17 protein-coding genes and 1 riboswitch are annotated in these 19,566 nt (G+C 56.2%); of the genes, 8 read left to right on the top strand and 9 right to left on the bottom strand.

Features of this window, described 5'->3' with window-relative positions:
* Entirely contained in the window at positions 1–786 is a 786-nt protein-coding gene (gene ygiD, locus ACXKZG_RS03355; RefSeq protein ID WP_134822774.1) for a 4,5-DOPA-extradiol-dioxygenase, read from the bottom strand.
* A gap of 195 nt (positions 787–981) precedes the next feature.
* Between ygiD and zupT the strand changes: the two genes are divergently transcribed.
* Complete coding sequence (gene zupT, locus ACXKZG_RS03350; protein WP_488875691.1) at positions 982–1,749, top strand: zinc transporter ZupT; 768 nt, start codon at positions 982–984, stop codon at positions 1,747–1,749.
* Between the two features lie 104 nt (positions 1,750–1,853).
* Here zupT and ribB read toward each other — a convergent pair whose 3' ends face one another.
* Positions 1,854–2,510 (bottom strand): 3,4-dihydroxy-2-butanone-4-phosphate synthase, encoded by a 657-nt coding sequence (ribB, locus tag ACXKZG_RS03345; protein ID WP_013203882.1) that lies wholly within the window; start codon positions 2,508–2,510, stop codon positions 1,854–1,856.
* Between the two features lie 107 nt (positions 2,511–2,617).
* Positions 2,618–2,770: riboswitch (FMN riboswitch) on the bottom strand.
* 147 nt (positions 2,771–2,917) lie between these two features.
* On the opposite strand from ribB, the gene ubiK reads away from it, so the two are divergent.
* Entirely contained in the window at positions 2,918–3,205 is a 288-nt protein-coding gene (gene ubiK, locus ACXKZG_RS03340; RefSeq protein ID WP_013203883.1) for a ubiquinone biosynthesis accessory factor UbiK, read from the top strand.
* A 64-nt stretch (positions 3,206–3,269) separates the two neighbouring features.
* Here the strand turns inward: ubiK and hldE are convergent, their stop codons facing one another.
* The 3 genes from hldE to ACXKZG_RS03325 all read right to left on the bottom strand — a co-directional run bounded on the left by hldE (position 3,270) and on the right by ACXKZG_RS03325 (position 9,013).
* The gene (hldE, locus tag ACXKZG_RS03335; RefSeq protein WP_338573525.1) at positions 3,270–4,697 is read right to left on the bottom strand and encodes a bifunctional D-glycero-beta-D-manno-heptose-7-phosphate kinase/D-glycero-beta-D-manno-heptose 1-phosphate adenylyltransferase HldE; all 1,428 of its coding nucleotides are present in this window, start codon (positions 4,695–4,697) and stop codon (positions 3,270–3,272) included.
* A 119-nt stretch (positions 4,698–4,816) separates the two neighbouring features.
* Positions 4,817–7,651 carry a bifunctional [glutamate--ammonia ligase]-adenylyl-L-tyrosine phosphorylase/[glutamate--ammonia-ligase] adenylyltransferase gene (gene glnE, locus ACXKZG_RS03330; RefSeq protein ID WP_488875690.1) on the bottom strand — a complete coding sequence of 945 codons (2,835 nt, stop codon included), beginning with the start codon at positions 7,649–7,651 and terminating at the stop codon, positions 4,817–4,819.
* A 57-nt stretch (positions 7,652–7,708) separates the two neighbouring features.
* Positions 7,709–9,013 (bottom strand): CYTH domain-containing protein, encoded by a 1,305-nt coding sequence (locus ACXKZG_RS03325; protein ID WP_013203886.1) that lies wholly within the window; start codon positions 9,011–9,013, stop codon positions 7,709–7,711.
* Between the two features lie 271 nt (positions 9,014–9,284).
* Here ACXKZG_RS03325 and ACXKZG_RS03320 point away from each other — a divergent pair, with 271 nt between their 5' ends.
* Together ACXKZG_RS03320 and ACXKZG_RS03315 are read left to right on the top strand one after the other, a co-directional pair.
* Positions 9,285–9,905, top strand: a complete 621-nt coding sequence (locus tag ACXKZG_RS03320; RefSeq protein ID WP_013203887.1) for a TIGR04211 family SH3 domain-containing protein — start codon at positions 9,285–9,287, stop codon at positions 9,903–9,905.
* A gap of 139 nt (positions 9,906–10,044) precedes the next feature.
* Positions 10,045–11,271 (top strand): multifunctional CCA addition/repair protein, encoded by a 1,227-nt coding sequence (locus tag ACXKZG_RS03315; RefSeq protein ID WP_346567178.1) that lies wholly within the window; start codon positions 10,045–10,047, stop codon positions 11,269–11,271.
* Between the two features lie 49 nt (positions 11,272–11,320).
* On the opposite strand, the gene bacA is transcribed toward ACXKZG_RS03315, so the two are convergent.
* On the bottom strand, positions 11,321–12,139 hold the full coding sequence (bacA, locus tag ACXKZG_RS03310) for an undecaprenyl-diphosphate phosphatase (RefSeq protein ID WP_013203889.1): 819 nt from the start codon (positions 12,137–12,139) through the stop codon (positions 11,321–11,323).
* A 143-nt stretch (positions 12,140–12,282) separates the two neighbouring features.
* Positions 12,283–12,642 (bottom strand): bifunctional dihydroneopterin aldolase/7,8-dihydroneopterin epimerase, encoded by a 360-nt coding sequence (gene folB / locus ACXKZG_RS03305; RefSeq protein WP_013203890.1) that lies wholly within the window; start codon positions 12,640–12,642, stop codon positions 12,283–12,285.
* Between the two features lie 107 nt (positions 12,643–12,749).
* Between folB and plsY the strand changes: the two genes are divergently transcribed.
* The gene (gene plsY, locus ACXKZG_RS03300) at positions 12,750–13,358 is read left to right on the top strand and encodes a glycerol-3-phosphate 1-O-acyltransferase PlsY (RefSeq protein WP_013203891.1); all 609 of its coding nucleotides are present in this window, start codon (positions 12,750–12,752) and stop codon (positions 13,356–13,358) included.
* Positions 13,359–13,458: 100 nt separating this feature from the next.
* Here plsY and tsaD read toward each other — a convergent pair whose 3' ends face one another.
* Complete coding sequence (gene tsaD / locus ACXKZG_RS03295) at positions 13,459–14,478, bottom strand: tRNA (adenosine(37)-N6)-threonylcarbamoyltransferase complex transferase subunit TsaD (protein WP_013203892.1); 1,020 nt, start codon at positions 14,476–14,478, stop codon at positions 13,459–13,461.
* A 302-nt stretch (positions 14,479–14,780) separates the two neighbouring features.
* On the opposite strand from tsaD, the gene rpsU reads away from it, so the two are divergent.
* The 3 genes from rpsU to rpoD all read left to right on the top strand — a co-directional run bounded on the left by rpsU (position 14,781) and on the right by rpoD (position 18,952).
* Positions 14,781–14,996: a 30S ribosomal protein S21 gene (gene rpsU / locus ACXKZG_RS03290; protein ID WP_001144069.1), complete on the top strand. Its 216-nt coding sequence runs from the start codon at positions 14,781–14,783 to the stop codon at positions 14,994–14,996.
* A 111-nt stretch (positions 14,997–15,107) separates the two neighbouring features.
* A complete protein-coding gene (gene dnaG / locus ACXKZG_RS03285) occupies positions 15,108–16,853 on the top strand; it encodes a DNA primase (protein WP_013203893.1) in 1,746 nt (581 codons plus the stop codon).
* A gap of 260 nt (positions 16,854–17,113) precedes the next feature.
* Positions 17,114–18,952, top strand: a complete 1,839-nt coding sequence (rpoD, locus tag ACXKZG_RS03280) for an RNA polymerase sigma factor RpoD (RefSeq protein ID WP_013203894.1) — start codon at positions 17,114–17,116, stop codon at positions 18,950–18,952.
* Between the two features lie 72 nt (positions 18,953–19,024).
* On the opposite strand, the gene mug is transcribed toward rpoD, so the two are convergent.
* A complete protein-coding gene (gene mug, locus ACXKZG_RS03275) occupies positions 19,025–19,543 on the bottom strand; it encodes a G/U mismatch-specific DNA glycosylase (RefSeq protein WP_488876218.1) in 519 nt (172 codons plus the stop codon).
* Between the last annotated feature and the right edge of the window lie 23 nt (positions 19,544–19,566).

The following is a 19,566-nucleotide window of genomic DNA, read 5'->3' as shown; positions in this document are numbered from 1 at the left end:
TTAGCCCACCTTTACCGAAAGCATACTGAGCGAAGACATCACTAAACCATCCACCGGGATAGAGACGGCTTCACCCGGCAAACGGGCACCCAGCACGTAAAGCAGTGGCAGGTAGTGCTCAGGCGTCGGGTTGGATAACGCAGCGCCGCTGTGCTGACTGAAGTTCACCAGCGGATGCTGCTCTGCTTCCCCTTCCCAGCTCAAGTTTTCACGCACGTAGTCGTTAAAGGATGAGGCCCACGGGTAAGGTTCAGCATTGCCTTCCCAACGCACCATGCGCAGGTTATGCACCACGTTGCCGCTGGCGACAATCATCACGCCCTGCTCGCGCAGTGCCGCGAGCTTACGGCCCAGTTCAAAGTGATAAGCCGGCGGTTGCGTACCGTCGACGCTCAGCTGAACCACTGGAATATCGGCTTCCGGGTACATTTTAATCAGCACGCCCCATGAACCGTGGTCAAAACCCCACTCCTGATCCAGACGGACATCGTAAGGTGCCAGCGCGTCAACCACCTGGCGGGCCAGGTCCGGTGAACCCGGAGCCGGATAAGTGGTGTCAAACAGCGCCTGAGGGAATCCGCCAAAATCGTGAATGGTTCTTGGCTTTTCCATCGCTGTAACCGCCGTGCCCCGGGTGTACCAGTGCGCGGAGACCGCCACGATAGCTTTAGGACGCGGTAAGGTTTGGCCCAGCTCACGCCAGGCTTCGGTATAAACATTTTCTTCCAGCACGTTCATTGGGCTGCCATGGCCAAGAAAAAGTGCGGGCATACGTGACTGACTCATAGTGGTTCCCCTGAAGATGTCGGCTTAATGATCGCTACATTACGCCCTTTCGACAGGGGATGAACCCGGATAACAGTGATGAAGATATTCAAGAAATTTGAACAGCGAAAAATACAAATCCTGACGTTACAACTGATTATTTTTTGATAAGGTATAGCAAAGGCTATACTTTATTCTTGTCTTCAGGAGGTCACCTTGTCCGTGCCATTAATACTGACTTTACTTGCCGGTGGCGCGACCTTTATTGGCGCGTTTCTGGGTGTTGTCGGCCAGAAACCGTCGAACCGGGTGCTGGCGTTTGCGCTGGGTTTTGCTGCCGGCATTATGCTGCTAATTTCGCTGATGGAGATGCTGCCAGCGGCGCTGCACGCTGAAGGCATGTCTCCTGTTTTGGGTTACGGCATGTTTGTGGTTGGGCTTCTGGGTTACTTCGCCCTCGATCGGAAGTTGCCCCACCAGCATCCACAGGATCTACTTAGCGGCGGCCAACCTCCCCGCAACCTTCGGCGCACGGCAATCTTACTGACGCTCGGCATCAGCCTGCATAATTTTCCAGAAGGTGTGGCAACCTATGTCACCGCCAGCAGTGACCTCGAAATGGGCTTAGGCATCGCGCTGGCCGTTGCCATCCACAATATTCCTGAAGGACTTGCCGTCGCCGGGCCGATGTATGCCGCAACGGGTTCAAAAAGGAAAGCGATCTTCTGGGCAGGCGTGTCAGGCATGGCCGAAATCCTGGGTGGCGTGCTGGCCTTCCTGGTGCTCGGTCCACTTGTGTCACCAGTGATGATGGGCGCGGTGATGGCGACCGTGGCCGGGATTATGGTGGCGCTGTCGGTCGATGAGTTGATGCCGCTGGCGAAAGAGATCGATCCGAAAAGTAATCCCAGCTATGGCGTGCTGTGCGGGATGGCGGTGATGGGCCTGAGCCTGACCATGCTGCAAAGCAGTGGCTTAAGTTAAAGCAGCGGCTTAAGTTAAAGCAGTGGCTTAGTTAAAGCAGCGGCTTAAGTTCGTGCATAAAAAAACCGGGTGACAGGCACCCGGTTTTTTTCATCGTCGGGCAATTAGCTGGCCTGACGAGACTCGTTGCTACGGCGATAAGCCACCAAATCTTCGATGGTCACAACCGGCATATTCTGCTGCTTAGCAAACACGATAGCTTCTGGCGCATGCGCCATAGTGCCATCATCGTTGGTCAGTTCACACAGCACACCCGCCGGTTTGAAGCCGGCCAGCGTCACCAGATCGATAGTTGCTTCAGTATGACCACCGCGCGTCAGCACGCCGCCTTCGCTGGCGCGAAGTGGGAACACATGGCCAGGACGATTCAGGTCAGAAGGTTTGGCATCGTCGGCGATAGCCGCACGGATGGTGGTCACGCGATCTTTCGCCGAAACGCCGGTGGTCACGCCTTCTGCCGCTTCAATGGTGACGGTGAAGCCGGTGCCATAAGCACTGGTATTGGTTTCGACCATCATTGGTAGCTCAAGCTGACGACGACGCTCTTCCGTCAGACAAAGGCAGACAATGCCGCTGCCGTGGCGAATGGTCAGCGCCATCTGCTCAACGGTCATGGTTTCGGCGGCAAAGATCATGTCACCTTCGTTTTCACGATCTTCATCGTCCAGGACCATCACACCGCGCCCGTCGCGCAAGGCAGCGATAGCACGTTCTACACGCTCTTCAGGCGTGCCAAATTCAGAAAGTAGCGTCTGATTCATGGTAATAAAACCTTATAAAATGTATGGGTTACCAGAATCAGGGCGTGCTTAGGAGTGTCATGCAGTGACAAAAAATAACGGCGCGGCGGGCAAAGCCCGGCCTGATACGTTACTCTCTCCCATCCGGACTTTAACCGTCGGCCCCGGAGTTACACCGGGTCTGCTGACCTTCAAACCGGGAGGTCTGAAGCGCTCGCGGGCTTTCGGCATGACGCCGATTTACCGCCGGTGGGGAATTACACCCCGCCCTGAGAATAAGCCTGCTTACTATAACGCCGATAAAAAGCCAGGGCAACGAACAAAATGTGCCTTTAGTTTGGCATTTTTCTGCTTTGCTTATTTCTGGTTTATCCTTTCGGATTATCGCATTACACTTAAAGAAACTTTGCCGCTACCAGGAAGCCGCTATGATTGACCCCAAAAAAATTGAACAACTCGCCCGTCAGGTTCACGAATCCATGCCAAAAGGCATCCGTGAGTTCGGCGACGATGTTGAGAAAAAAATCCGTCAGACGCTGCAATCGCAGCTGACCCGTTTAGATTTGGTCAATCGCGAAGAGTTTGATGTGCAAACTCAGGTGTTATTACGCACCCGTGAAAAGCTGGCTGCGCTGGAGCAACGTCTGGCCGAGCTGGAAAGCCGCGGTACCGACGCAGCGCCAAAAGACGTGATTAAAACCGAAGATATGCAGTAATTCTCTGGTTTCAGGCCAAAAAAAGGGGCGATCTCAGATCGCCCCTTTTTCTTTCTGACCGCGGTCAGTCTTTCGCTTTAATCGCTTCGATGATTTTGCTGGTGGAGATGCCATCTTCAAAATTCAGCACCCGCACTTCGCCACCGTTAGCCCAAACTTCAACACTGCCCGCAATCTCTTCCGGCTTGTAGTCTCCGCCTTTCACCAACAGGTCTGGCAGCACATCAGCAATCACCCGCTGCGGCGTGTCTTCTTCAAACGGCACCACCCAGTCGACCGCTTCCAGCGCGCCCAGCACAATCATCCGGTTGATCAACGGATTGATCGGACGGGTTTCGCCTTTCAGCCGTTTGGTCGAGGCATCGCTGTTAACCGCAACAATCAGGCGATCGCCCAGCTTACGGGCGTTGGCCAGATAGGAAACGTGGCCAGCGTGCAGAATGTCGAAGCAGCCGTTGGTCATCACCACTTTCTCACCGCGACGACGAGCCAGCGCGACCGCTTCTCTCAGCTGCGCTTCATCCATTACGCCAAAACCCGACTCCGGACGTGCACGGATGGCGTTTTCCAGTTCAACCGGCGACACGGTAGAGGTCCCCAGCTTACCGACCACCACACCCGCCGCCGCGTTGGCGAGGAAGCAGCTCTCTTCCAGCGTATTGCCCGCCGCCAGCGCCGCCGCCAGCACGCCAATCACCGTATCACCGGCACCGGTCACGTCATACACTTCCTGTGCCTGAGTCGGCAGATGGAACGGCTTTTTGCCCGGTTGCAGCAGCGTCATGCCGTTCTCTGAACGCGTCACCAGCAAGGCTGACAGATCGAACTGCGCCATCAGCGCCATACCGCGCTCAACAATCTCGGCTTCGTCCGCACATTTGCCGACCACGGCTTCAAACTCAGAGAGATTTGGCGTCAGAATGGTGGCGCCGCGGTAACGCTCAAAGTCAGTGCCTTTCGGATCGACCAGTACCGGCACATTGGCCTCGCGGGCGATCTTAATAATGGTTTCTACGCTGGCCAACGCCCCTTTGGCGTAGTCAGACAGCACCAGCGCGCCCGCTTTAGGCAGGCCCTGACGAACACGCTCATGCAGCGGCTCAGGATCGACGCCTTCAAAACCTTCTTCGAAATCAAGGCGGATCAGCTGCTGGTTACGCGACAGAACGCGCAACTTAGTAATGGTGGGATGGGTGGCAACCGCAACGAAGTCACACTGCACGTTAACGCCACTCAGGCTGGCGTCCAGCGCGCGGGCGGCATCATCAATACCGGTCAATCCCACCAAACGTGAGCCGGCGCCCAGTGAGGCGATGTTCATCGCCACGTTAGCCGCGCCGCCAGGACGCTCCTCAACGTTATCCACTTTTACTACCGGAACCGGGGCTTCAGGGGAGATGCGGCTGGTTGGGCCGTACCAGTAGCGATCCAGCATCACGTCGCCAACAACCAGAACACCTGCACGGTTAAAATCGGGCAGCGTAATTTTCATTCCAGACACTCCAGGCTGAAGTCAAAAATAGTGCGCGGGATGATAGCACAAGCTGACAATCCCGCACATTCACCCGTAATCTTACACGCTATCGCTTGCAAACCCGGGCAAGCAGCAGATTAACTGCCGAACCAGTGCAGCCAGCTGTTGTTAACCACGCTCTTCTCCGCGCTGAAAGCATCCGGCGAAACATGCCCCGGCAACTCCTGCAACGCGAGGTGGTGCAGCGCGTCACGTAGCGTGACGTAAGCCTGGGTCAGCGCCTTCGCTTCTTCGCTGCTCATCCGGTCATTATTGGCCATCAGTTCCAGAATGCGCACGTTATCGGACCAACGGGTCAGCTTCGGTTCACTGGCGGCATAGCGTAAGACCAGGTATTGCGTAATGAATTCAATATCGGTGATGCCGCCCCGATCGGCTTTCAGATCCCAGCGCCCTTTATGCTTATTGCCAAGGTGCGCGCGCATTTTCTCGCGCATCTCGCGCACGTCGATCTTCAGCTTATCGGCCTCACGCGGCAGGCACAGGATGCCACGGCGGATATCATCAAAACGCTGGCTCAGCGCCGCCTCGCCAAATACGATGCGGGCGCGGACCAGCGCCTGATGCTCCCAGGTCCAGGCTTCATTACGCTGGTATTCATCAAAGGCGTCGAAAGTACTGACCAGCATGCCTGCGGCTCCGGATGGACGCAGCCGCGCATCCACTTCATACAGAATGCCGGACGAAGTGCGGGTGCTGAACAGGTGCATAACACGCTGGGCCAGACGCAGATAGAACTGCCTGCCGTCAATACTGCGCTCGCCGTCGGTCACCGCATCGGCCGGGCAATCATGCAGGAACACCAGGTCCAGATCCGAGCTGTAGCCCAGCTCCCAGCCACCCAGCTTGCCGTAACCCACCACGGCAAACCCGCGTTCCTGAAGCTGAGTCAGGTGCGAAGGACGACCATAACGCTGCACCATCATCTGCCAGGCCTGCTGGACCACCTGCTCGATCATCGCTTCTGCCAGCCAGGTCAGATGATCGCTGACCTTCATCACCGGCAGCGTGCCGGCAATATCTGCCGCCGCAATGCGCAGATGCTGGGCCTGCTTAAACTGACGAAGCGCTTCCAGCTGCTGCTCCTCATCCTCTTCCGGGATGCGCAGCAGATACTGGCGCAGCTCATCACGGTAGGCATCGGTGGCGGTCGGCTGGTAGAGCGTGGCCGGATCGAGCAGCTCATCGAGCAATAACGGATAGCGCGCCAGCTGGCTGGCCACCATTGGCGACGCCGCACACAGGCGGATCAGGTGCTTTAACGCGCCGTGATACTCGGTCAGCAGCTCCAGATAGGTGGTTCGCGTTACCACGCCCAGCAGCAACGGCGTCAGGCGGCTTAAGGCAACGGCAGCATCATCGCGCGGGCAGACTTCGCTCAGTAGACGCGGCATCAGCTGATCGAGCGCCTGCCGTCCACGCGGGCCAATGGTGCGTTTATCCACATCCTGACGGAAGTCGTTGATGGTTTGCAGCAAACGCTGACGCGCCTCGCTTTCAAGGTGGGGAACCAGCGGCGCAAGCTCGGCCTCTTCCAGCCGATCCTGCCAGAGCACGCCATAATCATCGGCTTCTTTATTGCCGCCGGTTTCCGGGGTGTCATCGCCAATCAGGTCATCGAAAATTGCGCGCACCGCGGCCATATGGCCCTCAAGCTGGCGGGTCAGCGCAGCCCAGTTCTCCACGCCCATCGCCCAGGCCAGACGCTCGCGGTTTAACGCGTCCGCCGGCAGCGTCTGGGTCTGTTCGTCATTGATGCTTTGCAGCAGATTTTCCAGACGACGCAGATAGAGATAGGCCTCACTGAGCTGCCCGACCTGTTCGCCAGGCAGCAAATTCAGCTCGCCAATGGCCTGCAAGGTGGGTAACAGCGCACGCAGCTGCAGCGAACGCTCACGCCCGCCCCGGATCAGCTGGAACACCTGCACAATGAATTCCGTTTCGCGGATGCCGCCTGCGCCCAACTTGATGTTGTCGGTCAGGCCGCGCCGCCGGACTTCACGGGCGATCATGCTTTTCATATTTCGCAGCGACTGGATCACGCTGAAGTCGATGTAACGGCGGTAGATAAAGGGCCGCAGCATCTGCTGTAATTCCTGGCTCCAGCGATCGTCCGTCCCGCCCATCAGGCGCGCTTTGACCATCGCATAGCGCTCCCAGTCGCGTCCCTGCTCCTGGTAATAATCTTCCAACGCGGCAAAGCTCAATACCAGCGGGCCGCTGTCACCAAAGGGCCGCAGCCGCATATCCACGCGATAGACGAAGCCGTCGACCGTCGGTTGATCGAGCACTTTGATCAGACGCTGGCCAAGCCGCGTGAAGAACTGGGCATTATCCAGCTCGCGGCGTCCGCCGGTGGTGGTGCCATTTTCCGGCCAGGTGAAAATCAGGTCGATATCAGAAGAGAAGTTCAGCTCGCCGCCGCCCAGCTTGCCCATGCCGAGGATCAGCAGCGGCTGCGGCTCACCGGCGGCATTGACCGGCGTGCCGAATTCACGGCAGCAGGCCAGCCAGAGCCAGTCACGGGCGGCGACAATCAGGGTTTCTGCCAGTTCGCTTAGCTGCTTCAGAGAGTCTTGCGTACTGCTGGTTGCCAGCGTCTGCATCCAGGCAATACGCGTCAGCATCTGCCGCCGGAACAGGCGCAGTTCACGCATCAGGGCATTTTCATCCGCCACACCTGCCAGCTTTTCAGCCAACCAGGCCGGATAGTGCCGCCACTCGTCCGGCGCGGGCGCCTGCTCCTGCAGCGATTGCCACCAGTCAGGATGGCGTGCCAGGTTGTCCTGCACAAAATCACTGAAGGCCAGCACGCCCTGCTGTCCGGCGCTCAGTTCTCCCCATGTCGGGCTGAGCTGTTGGGCCTGTGCCACCAGCAGCGGCGGCAGGGTCTGAGTAAGCGATGGCGACATAAAAACTCCCTGTGAGCAGCGTAAATTCTCTCTATTCTCTTAACGCGGCGAACGACCTCAGACGGTGCCGTTTTTCCAGAAGGCCGGTTGCTTAACCGCCTGGCGACAATGACCTTCCAGCCAGATTTCCTGACCGCTTTCGATCGCCTGCGCCAGCTGCTGCCAGCTTTGCATCCAGGCATCGACCGTCTCAGCGTCGTAGCCACCGGACAGTAAACGGGCGGCCAGCAGCTGACGATGCAGGCGGGTCAATTTATCCTGATACTCATTCATCTGACGCACATCGCCGAAGGTTTCTTTCAAATCGGCGGCAATTCTGCCGAGCATAATGTCGCAGAAGCGTTTGAACGATCCCTGCAGCTTGGCATCGCCTTTCGCGTCGATAAACCCGCGCCAGCGCTCGGTTACAATCCAGTTAGTAAGTGCTAACTGGGTATCCAGAGAGAGCGTGCTGAAACAGAGAGCGTCGGCCTTAACATCATCTTCCCGCAGCGCTTCTTCCAGCCCGGTTAAGGAGTGACGCAGCTCATTGCTGGCCTTACGCGGCACCAGTGAACCAAACAGGGAGAAAGTCTGGCGCAGGGTTTCAAGCGCCTGCTGCACTTCATGCTGAGCCGCGCGGTTGCCACGCAGCCACAGCTCTTCGTGATACTGCCACTGGCTCAGCGCCAGGGTGAACGCCGCCAGCATCGCCTGCTCTACCGTGGCTTTCGGTGCCACCTTCATTACTTTCAGCGGGCGCAGTTCGCGGGTTGGATTGCCTTTGGCCAGCGCGTATCCACGGGCGGCTTTGCTCAGGCTCCCCAGACGCAGTCCGCCCATATTTGCCAGTTCAGCGGCAAAGGCCAACAGATCATCACGTTCACCGGATTTCAGTTCCAGCTCAATTTCATTCAGCGGCTCGCTCAGCTCACCGGCGGTGACATCGCCGCGATCAAACGCAACTTCAATCTCGCTTTCCCGGTAAGTAACCACCCACTTTTCACGAACGAAATGGGTGCTGAACAGCGGCTGCAACTGCTGCTGCAGCGCGGCCAGATCGCAGCCTTGCGGCCAGATATCTGCTGGCAACAGAGCAATATCCAGCTCGGGTTTGGCAAGCGCCACATTGTATTCCGGGCGCTGATGCAGGCCACCAATGGTCTGCCCTGCTGTCTTCAGCGTCATTTCATAGCTGTCGCCGAAGCCACGAATGCGCAGCCCCATATCCCAACCGCGCAACTGGCCGTCGGCCGTTTCGAAGTAGATATTGGTGAGTTTCTGCGGTGCAGAGTGCTGATGCGGCCAGTTTGCCAGCTGTGCAGGCAATTTTTCGGCGGCGTCGGAGGTCGCGATGAACTTTAATTCGATTTCGATGGTCATATTTTCTTAACCAGATAATTAGCGGTACGGTAAAGGGCTTTTGGCGCGATTTTGCCGCTCATTTCATCAATGGGGCACACGGTGGCCAGATATGACGTGAAGAGTAATGCAGAATCGCCGTGGCTGTCTTGGCTTTCTTCTCTATTTCGCGTCTGCTCGCGTCGGCCCTCGCAGAGCGCTGAGACCAGGAAAGTTCTCATTCAGCTTTCTGCGAGCCAGCTCCAGACTGTTCCATTACTTTTGTCCAGGATCCATGTAAAAAAGACATCGAATGAAAAAAACTCAGCTTATTGGCCTCACTTTACTGACTTTTAGCGTAGCAGCATCCGTTCATGCCGAAGAAAAACGCTATATCTCCGACGAACTTTCCACCTGGGTTCGCAGTGGTCCCGGTGACAATTTCCGCCTTGTCGGCACCCTGAATGCTGGCGAAGAAGTCCAGCTGCTGCAATCGAATGACAGCACGCATTATGCACAGATCCGCGACTCAAACGGCCGCACCACCTGGATCCCGGAATCCCAGCTGAGCCAGCAGCCAAGCCTGCGTACCCGCGTGCCGCAGCTGGAACAGCAGGTCAAAGACCTGACTGACAAGCTGGCAAACATTGATGGCAGCTGGAACCAGCGCACCGCCGAGATGCAGAAGAAAGTGGCCGGTAGCGATGGCGCCATCAACAGCCTGAAGGACGAGAATCAAAAGCTGAAAAACGAACTGGTTGTGGCACAGAAAAAAGTGAGTGCCGCCAACGTTCAGCTTGATGATAAGCAGCGCACCATCATTATGCAGTGGTTTATGTACGGCGGCGGCGTGGCCGGTGTCGGCCTGCTGCTGGGTCTGCTGTTACCGCATATGATCCCGAGCCGTAAAAAGAAAGATCGCTGGATGAACTAACCCTTCACCGGTCAGCATCAGGGCATCCATTGATGCCCTTTTTGTCGTGCCTGTCATTCAGCAAACCTGACCCGCAAAGGTGGGAGAGGATCACCACATCTAGTATGATGACGGAAACGTTTAACTCAGGAGCGTGGTAGTGAAGACTTACCTTGTCGGTGGCGCGGTACGCGACGCACTGTTAAATCTGCCGGTCAAAGACAAAGATTGGGTAGTGGTGGGCGCCTCTCCGGAAGAGATGCTCAGCCAGGGTTACGAGCAGGTTGGCCGTGACTTCCCGGTGTTTTTGCATCCTGAAACCCATCAGGAGTACGCGCTTGCGCGCACCGAGCGCAAAAGTGGCAGTGGCTATACCGGTTTTGTCTGCTATTCCGCCCCGGATGTGACGCTTGAGCAGGATTTACAGCGCCGCGATTTGACCATCAATGCCATTGCCCAGGATGAACAGGGCCGCTTATACGATCCCTACGGTGGCAAAGCGGACCTTGATCAGCGTCTGTTGCGCCATGTTTCCGCGGCCTTTAACGAAGATCCGCTGCGTGTGCTGCGCGTGGCGCGATTTGCCGCGCGTTTTGCCCATCTGAATTTTGTGGTGGCGGAAGAGACCCAGGCGCTGATGCGCTGGATGGCAGAGAGCGGCGAGTTGAACACGCTGACGCCAGAAAGGGTGTGGAAGGAGACGGAAAAGGCGCTGGAAACCCGCAACCCGCAGGTCTACTTCCAGGTGCTGAGAGACTGCGGTGCTTTAGCGGTGCTGTTCCCGGAGCTGGACAATCTCTACGGCGTGCCCGCGCCGGCCAAATGGCATCCTGAAATCGATACCGGCATTCATACGCTGATGACGCTGGCTATTGCCGCTCAGCTTAGCCCGGATATCGCTGTCCGCTTTGCCACCCTGTTCCACGATGTCGGCAAGGCGCTCACGCCACCTGAGAAGTGGCCGAGCCATCACGGTCACGGCCCGGCCGGCGTCCCGCTGGTTGCCGCCGTGTGCCAGCGTCTGCGGGTGCCGAATGCGATTCGCGATCTCGCCCTGCTGGTGACTGAATTTCACGATCTGGTGCACACCGTGGAACGTCAGAGCGCCGAAACCCTGGTGGCGCTGTTTGATCGCATCGATGCCTGGCGTAAGCCTCAGCGTGTGGAGCAAATTGCCCTGACCAGCGAGGCGGATGCTCGTGGGCGCACCGGTTTTGAGAGCAATGCGTATCCGCAGGGTGATTATCTGCGTCATGCGTTTGAAGTGGTGTTAAGCGTGTCGACCAGGGAGGTGGTGGCAGCCGGATTTAAGGGTATGGAAGTCAGGGAAGAGCTGAACAGACGGCGCATTGCCGCGCTGGAACAGTGGAAGCAACAGCAGGATTAAGGTCCCGAAGCGGCCTGAGCAGGCCGACTCCGGGGCAAAGCACGCTTAACTACACAAAGATCATGTAGACCGCAGCGGCCACAATAAAGCGGTAAATCGCAAACGGCACGAACGAGATGCGCTTAATCAGGTTGAGGAACACCTTGATGGCAATCAGCGCGACCACGAATGCGGTCAGGAAGCCGACGGCAAACATCGGCAGATCGGCCATGCTCAGGAAGCCAATACTCTTGTAGAGATCCAGCACGGTCGCCCCCATCATCATTGGCACGGCCAGGATGAAGGAGAACTCTGAAGCCGCATAACGGCTCACGCCCATCAGCATACCGCCTGAAATGGTCGCGCCCGAGCGGGAGAAGCCCGGCCACAGCGCCAGACACTGGAAGCAGCCGATCACGAACGCCTGACGATAGGTCATATCATCCACGCCGACCGCTTTCGGATTTTTAGGCTTCAGGTATTCTGCCGCCAGCAGCAGCACGCCGCCGACAACCAACGCGTACATCACGTTAATCGGATTGAAAAGCTCTTTGATTTTGTCGTGGAAAATCAGACCGATAACGACAGCGGGCACCATGCCCAACAGGATGTGGATAAGCGTCAGATGACCTTTGCCCGTGCCTTCGTGCGGCACCTTGCCAAAATGAATGCCGATTAAACCAAACAGTCGACGCCAGAACATCACTACGACAGCTAAGATTGAACCAAGCTGGATAACAACCTCAAAGGTGTCCGCCTTGTCGCCTTCAAATCCTAACAAATGACCGACGATGATCATGTGCCCGGTGGAGGAGACCGGAAGAAACTCCGTAAGCCCCTCAACAATGCCGAGTATTGCTGCCACCCATAGCTGATGAATATCTGCCATCCAATCTACCCCTATCCGTATAAAAAACATTAAAAAGGCGGTTGCTTATCGCTACCGCCAAATTCTGCCCAGGTTGAGTTAGGCCAACCTTAAGACAGAGCATAATGTGGTTTGGTTTCACCGTGATGGCAATCACATTGGGTTTATTTCGGATTAGTCCCGCGTTCGATGATCACCCCGACCTGGGCTGCCTGGGCCACTGCGCCTGGCTTGCTGAGCTTAATTCGCACCCAGGGAGAGTTGAATCGGGTCAGCAGCAAGGCAGCCACTTCTTCCGCCACGCGCTCAACCAGCGCAAAACGGCCACCGGCAACGTGATTAATAATGGTCTCAGAGACGTCGGCGTAGCTCAGGCAGTCGTTCACATCATCACTGGCGGCGGCTTTGCGGTTGTCCCAGGCCATTTCGACATCGAACACCAGCTTCTGCTGAATGGTTTGTTCCCAGTCGAAAGCACCAATGGTGGTTATGACCGTGAGTTGTTCAATAAATACAATATCCATGATGGCCGTCTCTGTTTTTGTGGTTGCCGGATACCACTTCCGGCGGATTATGCGTATTATCCACGGATGACGAGAACAAAACGACCCCTACTGGATGGAACGGTGTTATGAGTGTATTCGCGCTTGGTATGATTCTTTTCGCGTATCTGTGCGGCTCCATTTCCAGCGCGATCCTGGTTTGCCGACTGTTCAGACTGCCGGACCCGCGACTTAATGGTTCCGGTAATCCCGGTACGACAAATGTGCTGCGTATTGGCGGGAAAACCCCTGCAGCGATGGTATTGGTGTTTGATGTTCTGAAAGGCATGCTGCCGGTCTGGCTGGCTTATCACTATGGCGTTTCGCCACTCTATCTCGGCCTCATCGCCATTGCCGCCTGCCTCGGTCATATCTATCCGGTGTTTTTCCACTTTAAAGGCGGAAAAGGCGTGGCGACAGCCTTTGGTGCCATTGCGCCGATTGGCTGGGACTTAACCGGGCTGATGACCGGGACCTGGCTGCTGACCGTGCTGTTGAGCGGCTACTCCTCCCTTGGCGCGATTATCAGCGCACTGATTGCCCCCTTCTACGTCTGGTGGTTCAAACCCCAGCTGACCTTCCCGGTCGCCATGCTCTCGTGTCTGGTGCTGCTGCGTCATCACGACAATATTCAGCGTCTGTGGCGTGGGCAGGAATCGAAGATCTGGAAGAAAAAAAAGAAGAAACCTGACGCCTGAGAACGCCGGGCAAAGCCATCGCCCGGGCGGGCATTGAAGGGTTTATTGCGTCATCCGTAACGCCTCTGCCATCACCGGCTGATGATGGCAGAGTGGAACACTACGCCTGGATTGCAGGCAGTTCCGCCAGCGGCCAGCGCGGACGTACTGTCACGCTCAACTCGCCCCGCGTTCCGCCTTTCATCCGCACCATACCCGCGTAAGCAATCATCGCGCCATTGTCGGTGCAGAACTCCGGTCGCGCATAAAACACTTCCCCACCGCGCGCCTTCATCACCTCCGCCATTTTGCTGCGCAGCGTGCGGTTGGCACTGACGCCACCGGCAATCACCAAACGTTTAAAACCGGTCTGCTCCAACGCGCGCTTGCATTTGATCGCCAGCGTATCAACCACCGCATCCTCAAAGGCACGGGCGATATCAGCACGGGTCTGATCGTCATCGCTGTTTTCACGGATGGTGTTGGCCGCAAAGGTTTTCAGCCCGGAAAAGCTGAAATCCAACCCAGGGCGATCGGTCATCGGACGCGGGAAGATAAAGCGCTTTTCGGTGCCCTGCTGAGCCATTTTCGACAGCATTGGGCCGCCAGGATAATCCAGCCCCAACAGCTTGGCGGTTTTATCAAAGGCTTCGCCTGCCGCATCGTCCACTGACTCGCCCATCAGGCTGTATTCACCAATGCCGGTCACGCTGATTAACTGAGTGTGACCACCCGATACCAGCAAGGCGACAAAGGGGAATTCCGGCGGATTATCTTCCAGCATCGGTGCCAGCAGATGGCCTTCCATATGATGAACCGGGATCGCCGGCACATCCCAGGCAAAGGCCAGTGAACGGCCGATAGTGGCCCCGACCAGCAGCGCGCCGACCAGACCGGGACCGGCGGTATAGGCCACCGCATCAATGTCTTTGGCCTGCAATCCGGCTTCTTTTAACGCCGCCTGGATCAGCGGTACGGTTTTACGCACGTGATCGCGCGACGCCAGTTCCGGCACCACACCGCCGTAATCGGCATGCAGTTTGACCTGGCTGTAAAGTTGATTGGCGAGCAAACCGGCGGTTTCGTCGTAAATGGCGATTCCGGTTTCATCGCAGGATGTTTCAATTCCGAGCACACGCATGACTTTATTTACCTCATTCTGGCGGCGCGCAGTGTACCATGAAGGCCGCTGCCATTCGGCAATTTTGCAACGAAAAACGTGACTCCCTGAAAAAGCTGGGGAAAATATTTTCGCGAGCGCCTTCCCTTTGATGTATACTCCTTGGCCTGAAAAAACCGGCAGTGGCACAGGCGCATCTGTTGGTAAGTTAATGCTATGGTGCTTTACAACGCTGCCTGTGTTGGAGTAAAATTCCGCACCATTTTGAAACAAGCTGGCACCGACGTCAGCAACAAAACCGATTTTATCGAGGTGAGAGTTACATGCCGGTAATTAAAGTACGTGAAAACGAGCCATTTGACGTAGCACTGCGTCGCTTCAAGCGTTCTTGCGAGAAAGCAGGCGTTCTGGCTGAAGTTCGTCGTCGTGAGTTTTATGAAAAACCGACTACCGAACGTAAGCGCGCTAAAGCGTCAGCAGTTAAACGCCACGCGAAGAAACTGGCTCGCGAAAACGCACGCCGCACTCGTCTGTACTAGTCGTTGGGGGTTCGCCCTCACGTTTTACAGATAAGTAGTAGTTAAGAAGGCCGTGCTTTCCGAAAGGAATGCGCGGCTTGTTCTCGTTTATGCACTGATAAACCGGGGCCTATGGCTGGACGAATTCCACGTGTATTTATCAATGACTTGCTGGCGCGCACGGACATCGTGGACCTCATCGATGCACGGGTAAAGCTGAAGAAGCAGGGCAAGAACTACCACGCGTGCTGTCCTTTCCATAACGAAAAAACCCCCTCTTTCACCGTGAACGGTGAGAAACAGTTCTACCACTGCTTCGGCTGTGGCGCCCACGGCAATGCTGTCGACTTCCTGATGAACTACGATCGTCTGGAGTTTGTGGAAAGCATCGAAGAGTTGGCGACGCTGTACGGATTAGAAGTGCCGTACGAAAGCGGAACCGGCCCGAGCCAGTTAGAGCGTCATCAGCGTCAGAGCCTTTATCAATTGATGGGCGGCCTGAATGAGTTTTATCAGCAGGCGTTGTCACAGAGTCAGTCTTCAGGTGCACGCGAGTATCTTGCCAATCGCGGACTGAGTGACGCTGTCATCAAGCACTTTTCTATCGGCTATGCCCCTGCAGGCTGGGATAACGCCCTGAAGCGCTTCGGTCGCAATCAGGACGATCGCCAGTCGTTAATCGATGCGGGCATGTTGGTCACCAACGACCAGGGCCGCAGTTACGATCGTTTTCGCGAACGGGTGATGTTCCCGATCCACGACAAGCGCGGGCGGGTAATAGGATTTGGCGGTCGCGTGTTAGGCGACGGGATGCCGAAATACCTCAACTCCCCCGAAACCGATATTTTCCATAAGGGTCGTCAGTTATACGGCCTGTATGAAGCGCAAAAGAATCATCCCGAACCGGCGAAGCTACTGGTGGTTGAAGGCTATATGGATGTGGTGGCGCTGGCGCAGTTTGGCATTGATTATGCCGTTGCCTCGCTGGGAACCTCGACCACACCGGAGCATATTCAGCTGCTGTTCCGCACCACCGACACGGTTATTTGCTGTTATGACGGCGACCGGGCCGGTCGTGAAGCGGCCTGGCGCGCGCTGGAAACCGCATTACCTTACATGAATGACGGTCGTCAGCTACGCTTTATGTTTCTGCCTGATGGTGAAGACCCGGATACGCTGGTGCGTAAAGAGGGTAAAGAGGCCTTTGAAGCCCGGATGGAGCAGGCGATGCCGCTCTCCGCGTTCCTGTTTGACTCTTTACTGCCGCAGGTTGATTTGCGATCGCCAGATGGTCGCGCGCAGTTGAGCACCCTGGCGTTGCCGTTGATTACCCAGGTGCCGGGCGAAACGTTACGCATTTATTTGCGTCAGGAGCTGGGCAACAAGCTGGGCATTCTGGACGACAGCCAGCTGGATAAGCTGATGCCGAAGCTGGGCGAGAAAGCCCGGCCTCCTCAGCAGCCCCAGCTAAAACGCACAACCATGCGTATACTGATTGGACTGCTGATCCAGAATCCGGCGCTGGCGACTACCGTGCCGCCGCTGGAAGGATTAGAAGCGTCAGATCTGGCCGGATTCCCACTTTTTGTGGAGTTAGTGAGCACTTGCGTAGCTCATCCTGGCCTGACCACCGGACAGCTACTAGAGTTGTACCGTGGAACAAATTTTAGCCAGAGCCTTGAAACTCTGGCCACATGGAACCACATGATCGTAGAAGATGAAGTGGAAACCATGTTTCAGGACTCCCTGGCCAGCATGTATGACGCGGCGCTGGAACGCCGGCTCGAAGAGCTGATTGCGCGCGACCGCACACATGGCCTGAACTCGGAAGAACGCCGCGAGTTCTGGACGCTGAGCCAGGCCTTAGCCAAGAAATAAGTTATATTGCCGAATTTGTGAAGCGTATATCGGCGACGTCAGTTTGAACGCGAGCACTACCAGCGATCAAATAGATAAGCCAGATAGCTTCCATACAGAATATGTAAAGAACACTGCGGCTTAAGTGCCGATAATCCGCCAGGTCGAGCCTGGCAGCCGCTTGGATGGGCAGCGGCATAAATCCAACGCCCTCACTGTTATTGTTGGCTTGTTAGCCGACCGACACCAATCTAATTTAACAGAAGTGTGGATACCGTCTTATGGAGCAAAACCCGCAGTCACAGCTTAAGCTTCTTGTCACCCGTGGTAAAGAGCAAGGCTATCTGACCTATGCCGAGGTCAATGACCATCTGCCGGAAGATATCGTCGACTCCGATCAGATCGAAGACATCATTCAGATGATCAACGACATGGGCATCCAGGTTGTAGAAGAAGCGCCTGATGCCGACGATCTGATCCTCAACGAAAACAGCAGCGACACTGACGAAGATGCCGCCGAAGCCGCCGCTCAGGTGCTGTCCAGCGTTGAATCTGAAATCGGGCGTACCACTGACCCGGTGCGTATGTACATGCGCGAAATGGGTACCGTTGAACTTCTGACGCGTGAAGGCGAAATCGACATCGCTAAGCGTATCGAAGACGGTATCAACCAGGTTCAGTGCTCCGTTGCCGAATATCCGGAAGCTATTACCTATTTGCTGGAACAGTATGACCGTGTTGAAGCGGGCGAAGCACGCCTGTCAGACATGATCACCGGCTTTGTCGATCCTAACGCTGAAGCAGAAATTGCCCCTACCGCTACCCACGTGGGCTCTGAGCTTTCTGAAGCAGAACGTAACGACAACGACGAAGAAGAAGAAGACGAAGACGACGCGGAAGATGACAACAGCATCGACCCGGAACTGGCGCGCGAGAAGTTTAACGACCTGCGTGTTCAGTACGAGAAAGCGCGTACCGTTATCAAAGCTAAAGGCCGCAGCCACGCTGATGCCGCCGCTGAGATCCAGAATCTTTCTGACGTCTTCAAGCAGTTCCGCCTGGTGCCGAAGCAGTTCGACTTCCTGGTCAACAGCATGCGCATCATGATGGATCGCGTTCGTACGCAAGAGCGCCTGATCATGAAGTTCTGTGTTGAAATCTGCAAAATGCCGAAGAAGAACTTCATCACCCTGTTCACCGGCAACGAAACCAGCGAAACCTGGTTCAAAGCCGCGCTGGCAATGAACAAGCCATGGTCTGAGAAGCTGAAAGACGTCGCCGATGACGTGCAGCGCGGCCTGATGAAGCTCGGACAGATTGAGCAAGAAACCGGCCTGACCATCGAGCAGGTTAAGGACATCAACCGTCGTATGTCTATCGGTGAAGCGAAAGCCCGCCGTGCGAAGAAAGAGATGGTTGAAGCGAACTTACGTCTGGTTATCTCGATTGCCAAGAAGTACACCAACCGTGGTCTGCAGTTCCTGGATCTGATTCAGGAAGGTAACATCGGTCTGATGAAAGCCGTTGATAAGTTTGAATATCGCCGCGGTTATAAGTTCTCAACTTATGCCACCTGGTGGATCCGTCAGGCTATCACCCGCTCCATCGCTGACCAGGCGCGCACCATCCGTATTCCGGTGCATATGATTGAGACCATCAACAAACTCAACCGTATTTCCCGCCAGATGCTGCAGGAAATGGGTCGCGAGCCGACGCCGGAAGAACTGGCCGAACGCATGCTGATGCCAGAAGATAAAATCCGTAAGGTGCTGAAAATCGCTAAAGAGCCTATCTCTATGGAGACGCCGATTGGTGATGACGAAGATTCGCATCTGGGTGATTTCATCGAAGATACCACGCTGGAGCTGCCGCTGGATTCCGCGACCTCCGAGAGCCTGCGCTCTGCCACGCACGATGTGCTGGCTGGCCTGACCGCGCGTGAAGCGAAAGTACTGCGTATGCGTTTCGGTATCGATATGAATACCGACCACACGCTGGAAGAAGTCGGCAAGCAGTTTGACGTAACCCGTGAGCGTATTCGTCAGATTGAAGCGAAGGCGCTGCGTAAACTGCGTCATCCGAGCCGCTCTGAAGTGCTGCGCAGCTTCCTGGACGATTAATCGTTCCCTAAGCGCCAGTAAAAAAGCCCCTGCATGCAGGGGCTTTTTTTATGCCTGAAGCCGGGCAGCGTCCTAACGGCCTCGTGCCGCAAGGGCGGTATCCAACTCGCGGTAAGCGGCCGCCAGCTGCTCCTGAGACGCCCGGTTCAGCCCGCTGGGGTTGGGTAGCACCCACACTTCGGTGTCGCCAATGGTTTGCGGCTGCCTGCCCCACTCCACCTTACTGACCCGGAACGCCTGCTGGTAAGCCTGCTTGCCCAGCACCGCCAGCGCATCAGGCTGGTACTGCAGCACTTTCTCAATCAGCGCTTTGCCGCCGTCACGCAGCTCCATGCCGGACAGCTCGGTCGCCTCTTTGGTAGGCCGCTCCACCAGCATTGTGATGCCGCAGCCGGTCTCCAGCAGCTGCATCTCCTCTTCCGGCTTCAGCTGCCTGACGGTGAATCCCGCCTGCCAGATGGTCTTCCAGAAGCGATTGCCGTTATGGGCAAAATGAAAGCCCTTATGGGCGGAGGATTTTCCCGGATTGATGCCGCAAAAAATCACCCGCAGGCCCGGTGCCAGAATATCGGTAATATTATGCTCGTCGATCTCACTCACTGGTTATCTTCTCT

This window comes from Erwinia sp. 2186 (assembly GCF_057812255.1).
This window is presented reverse-complemented; position numbering and strand designations above follow the sequence as displayed.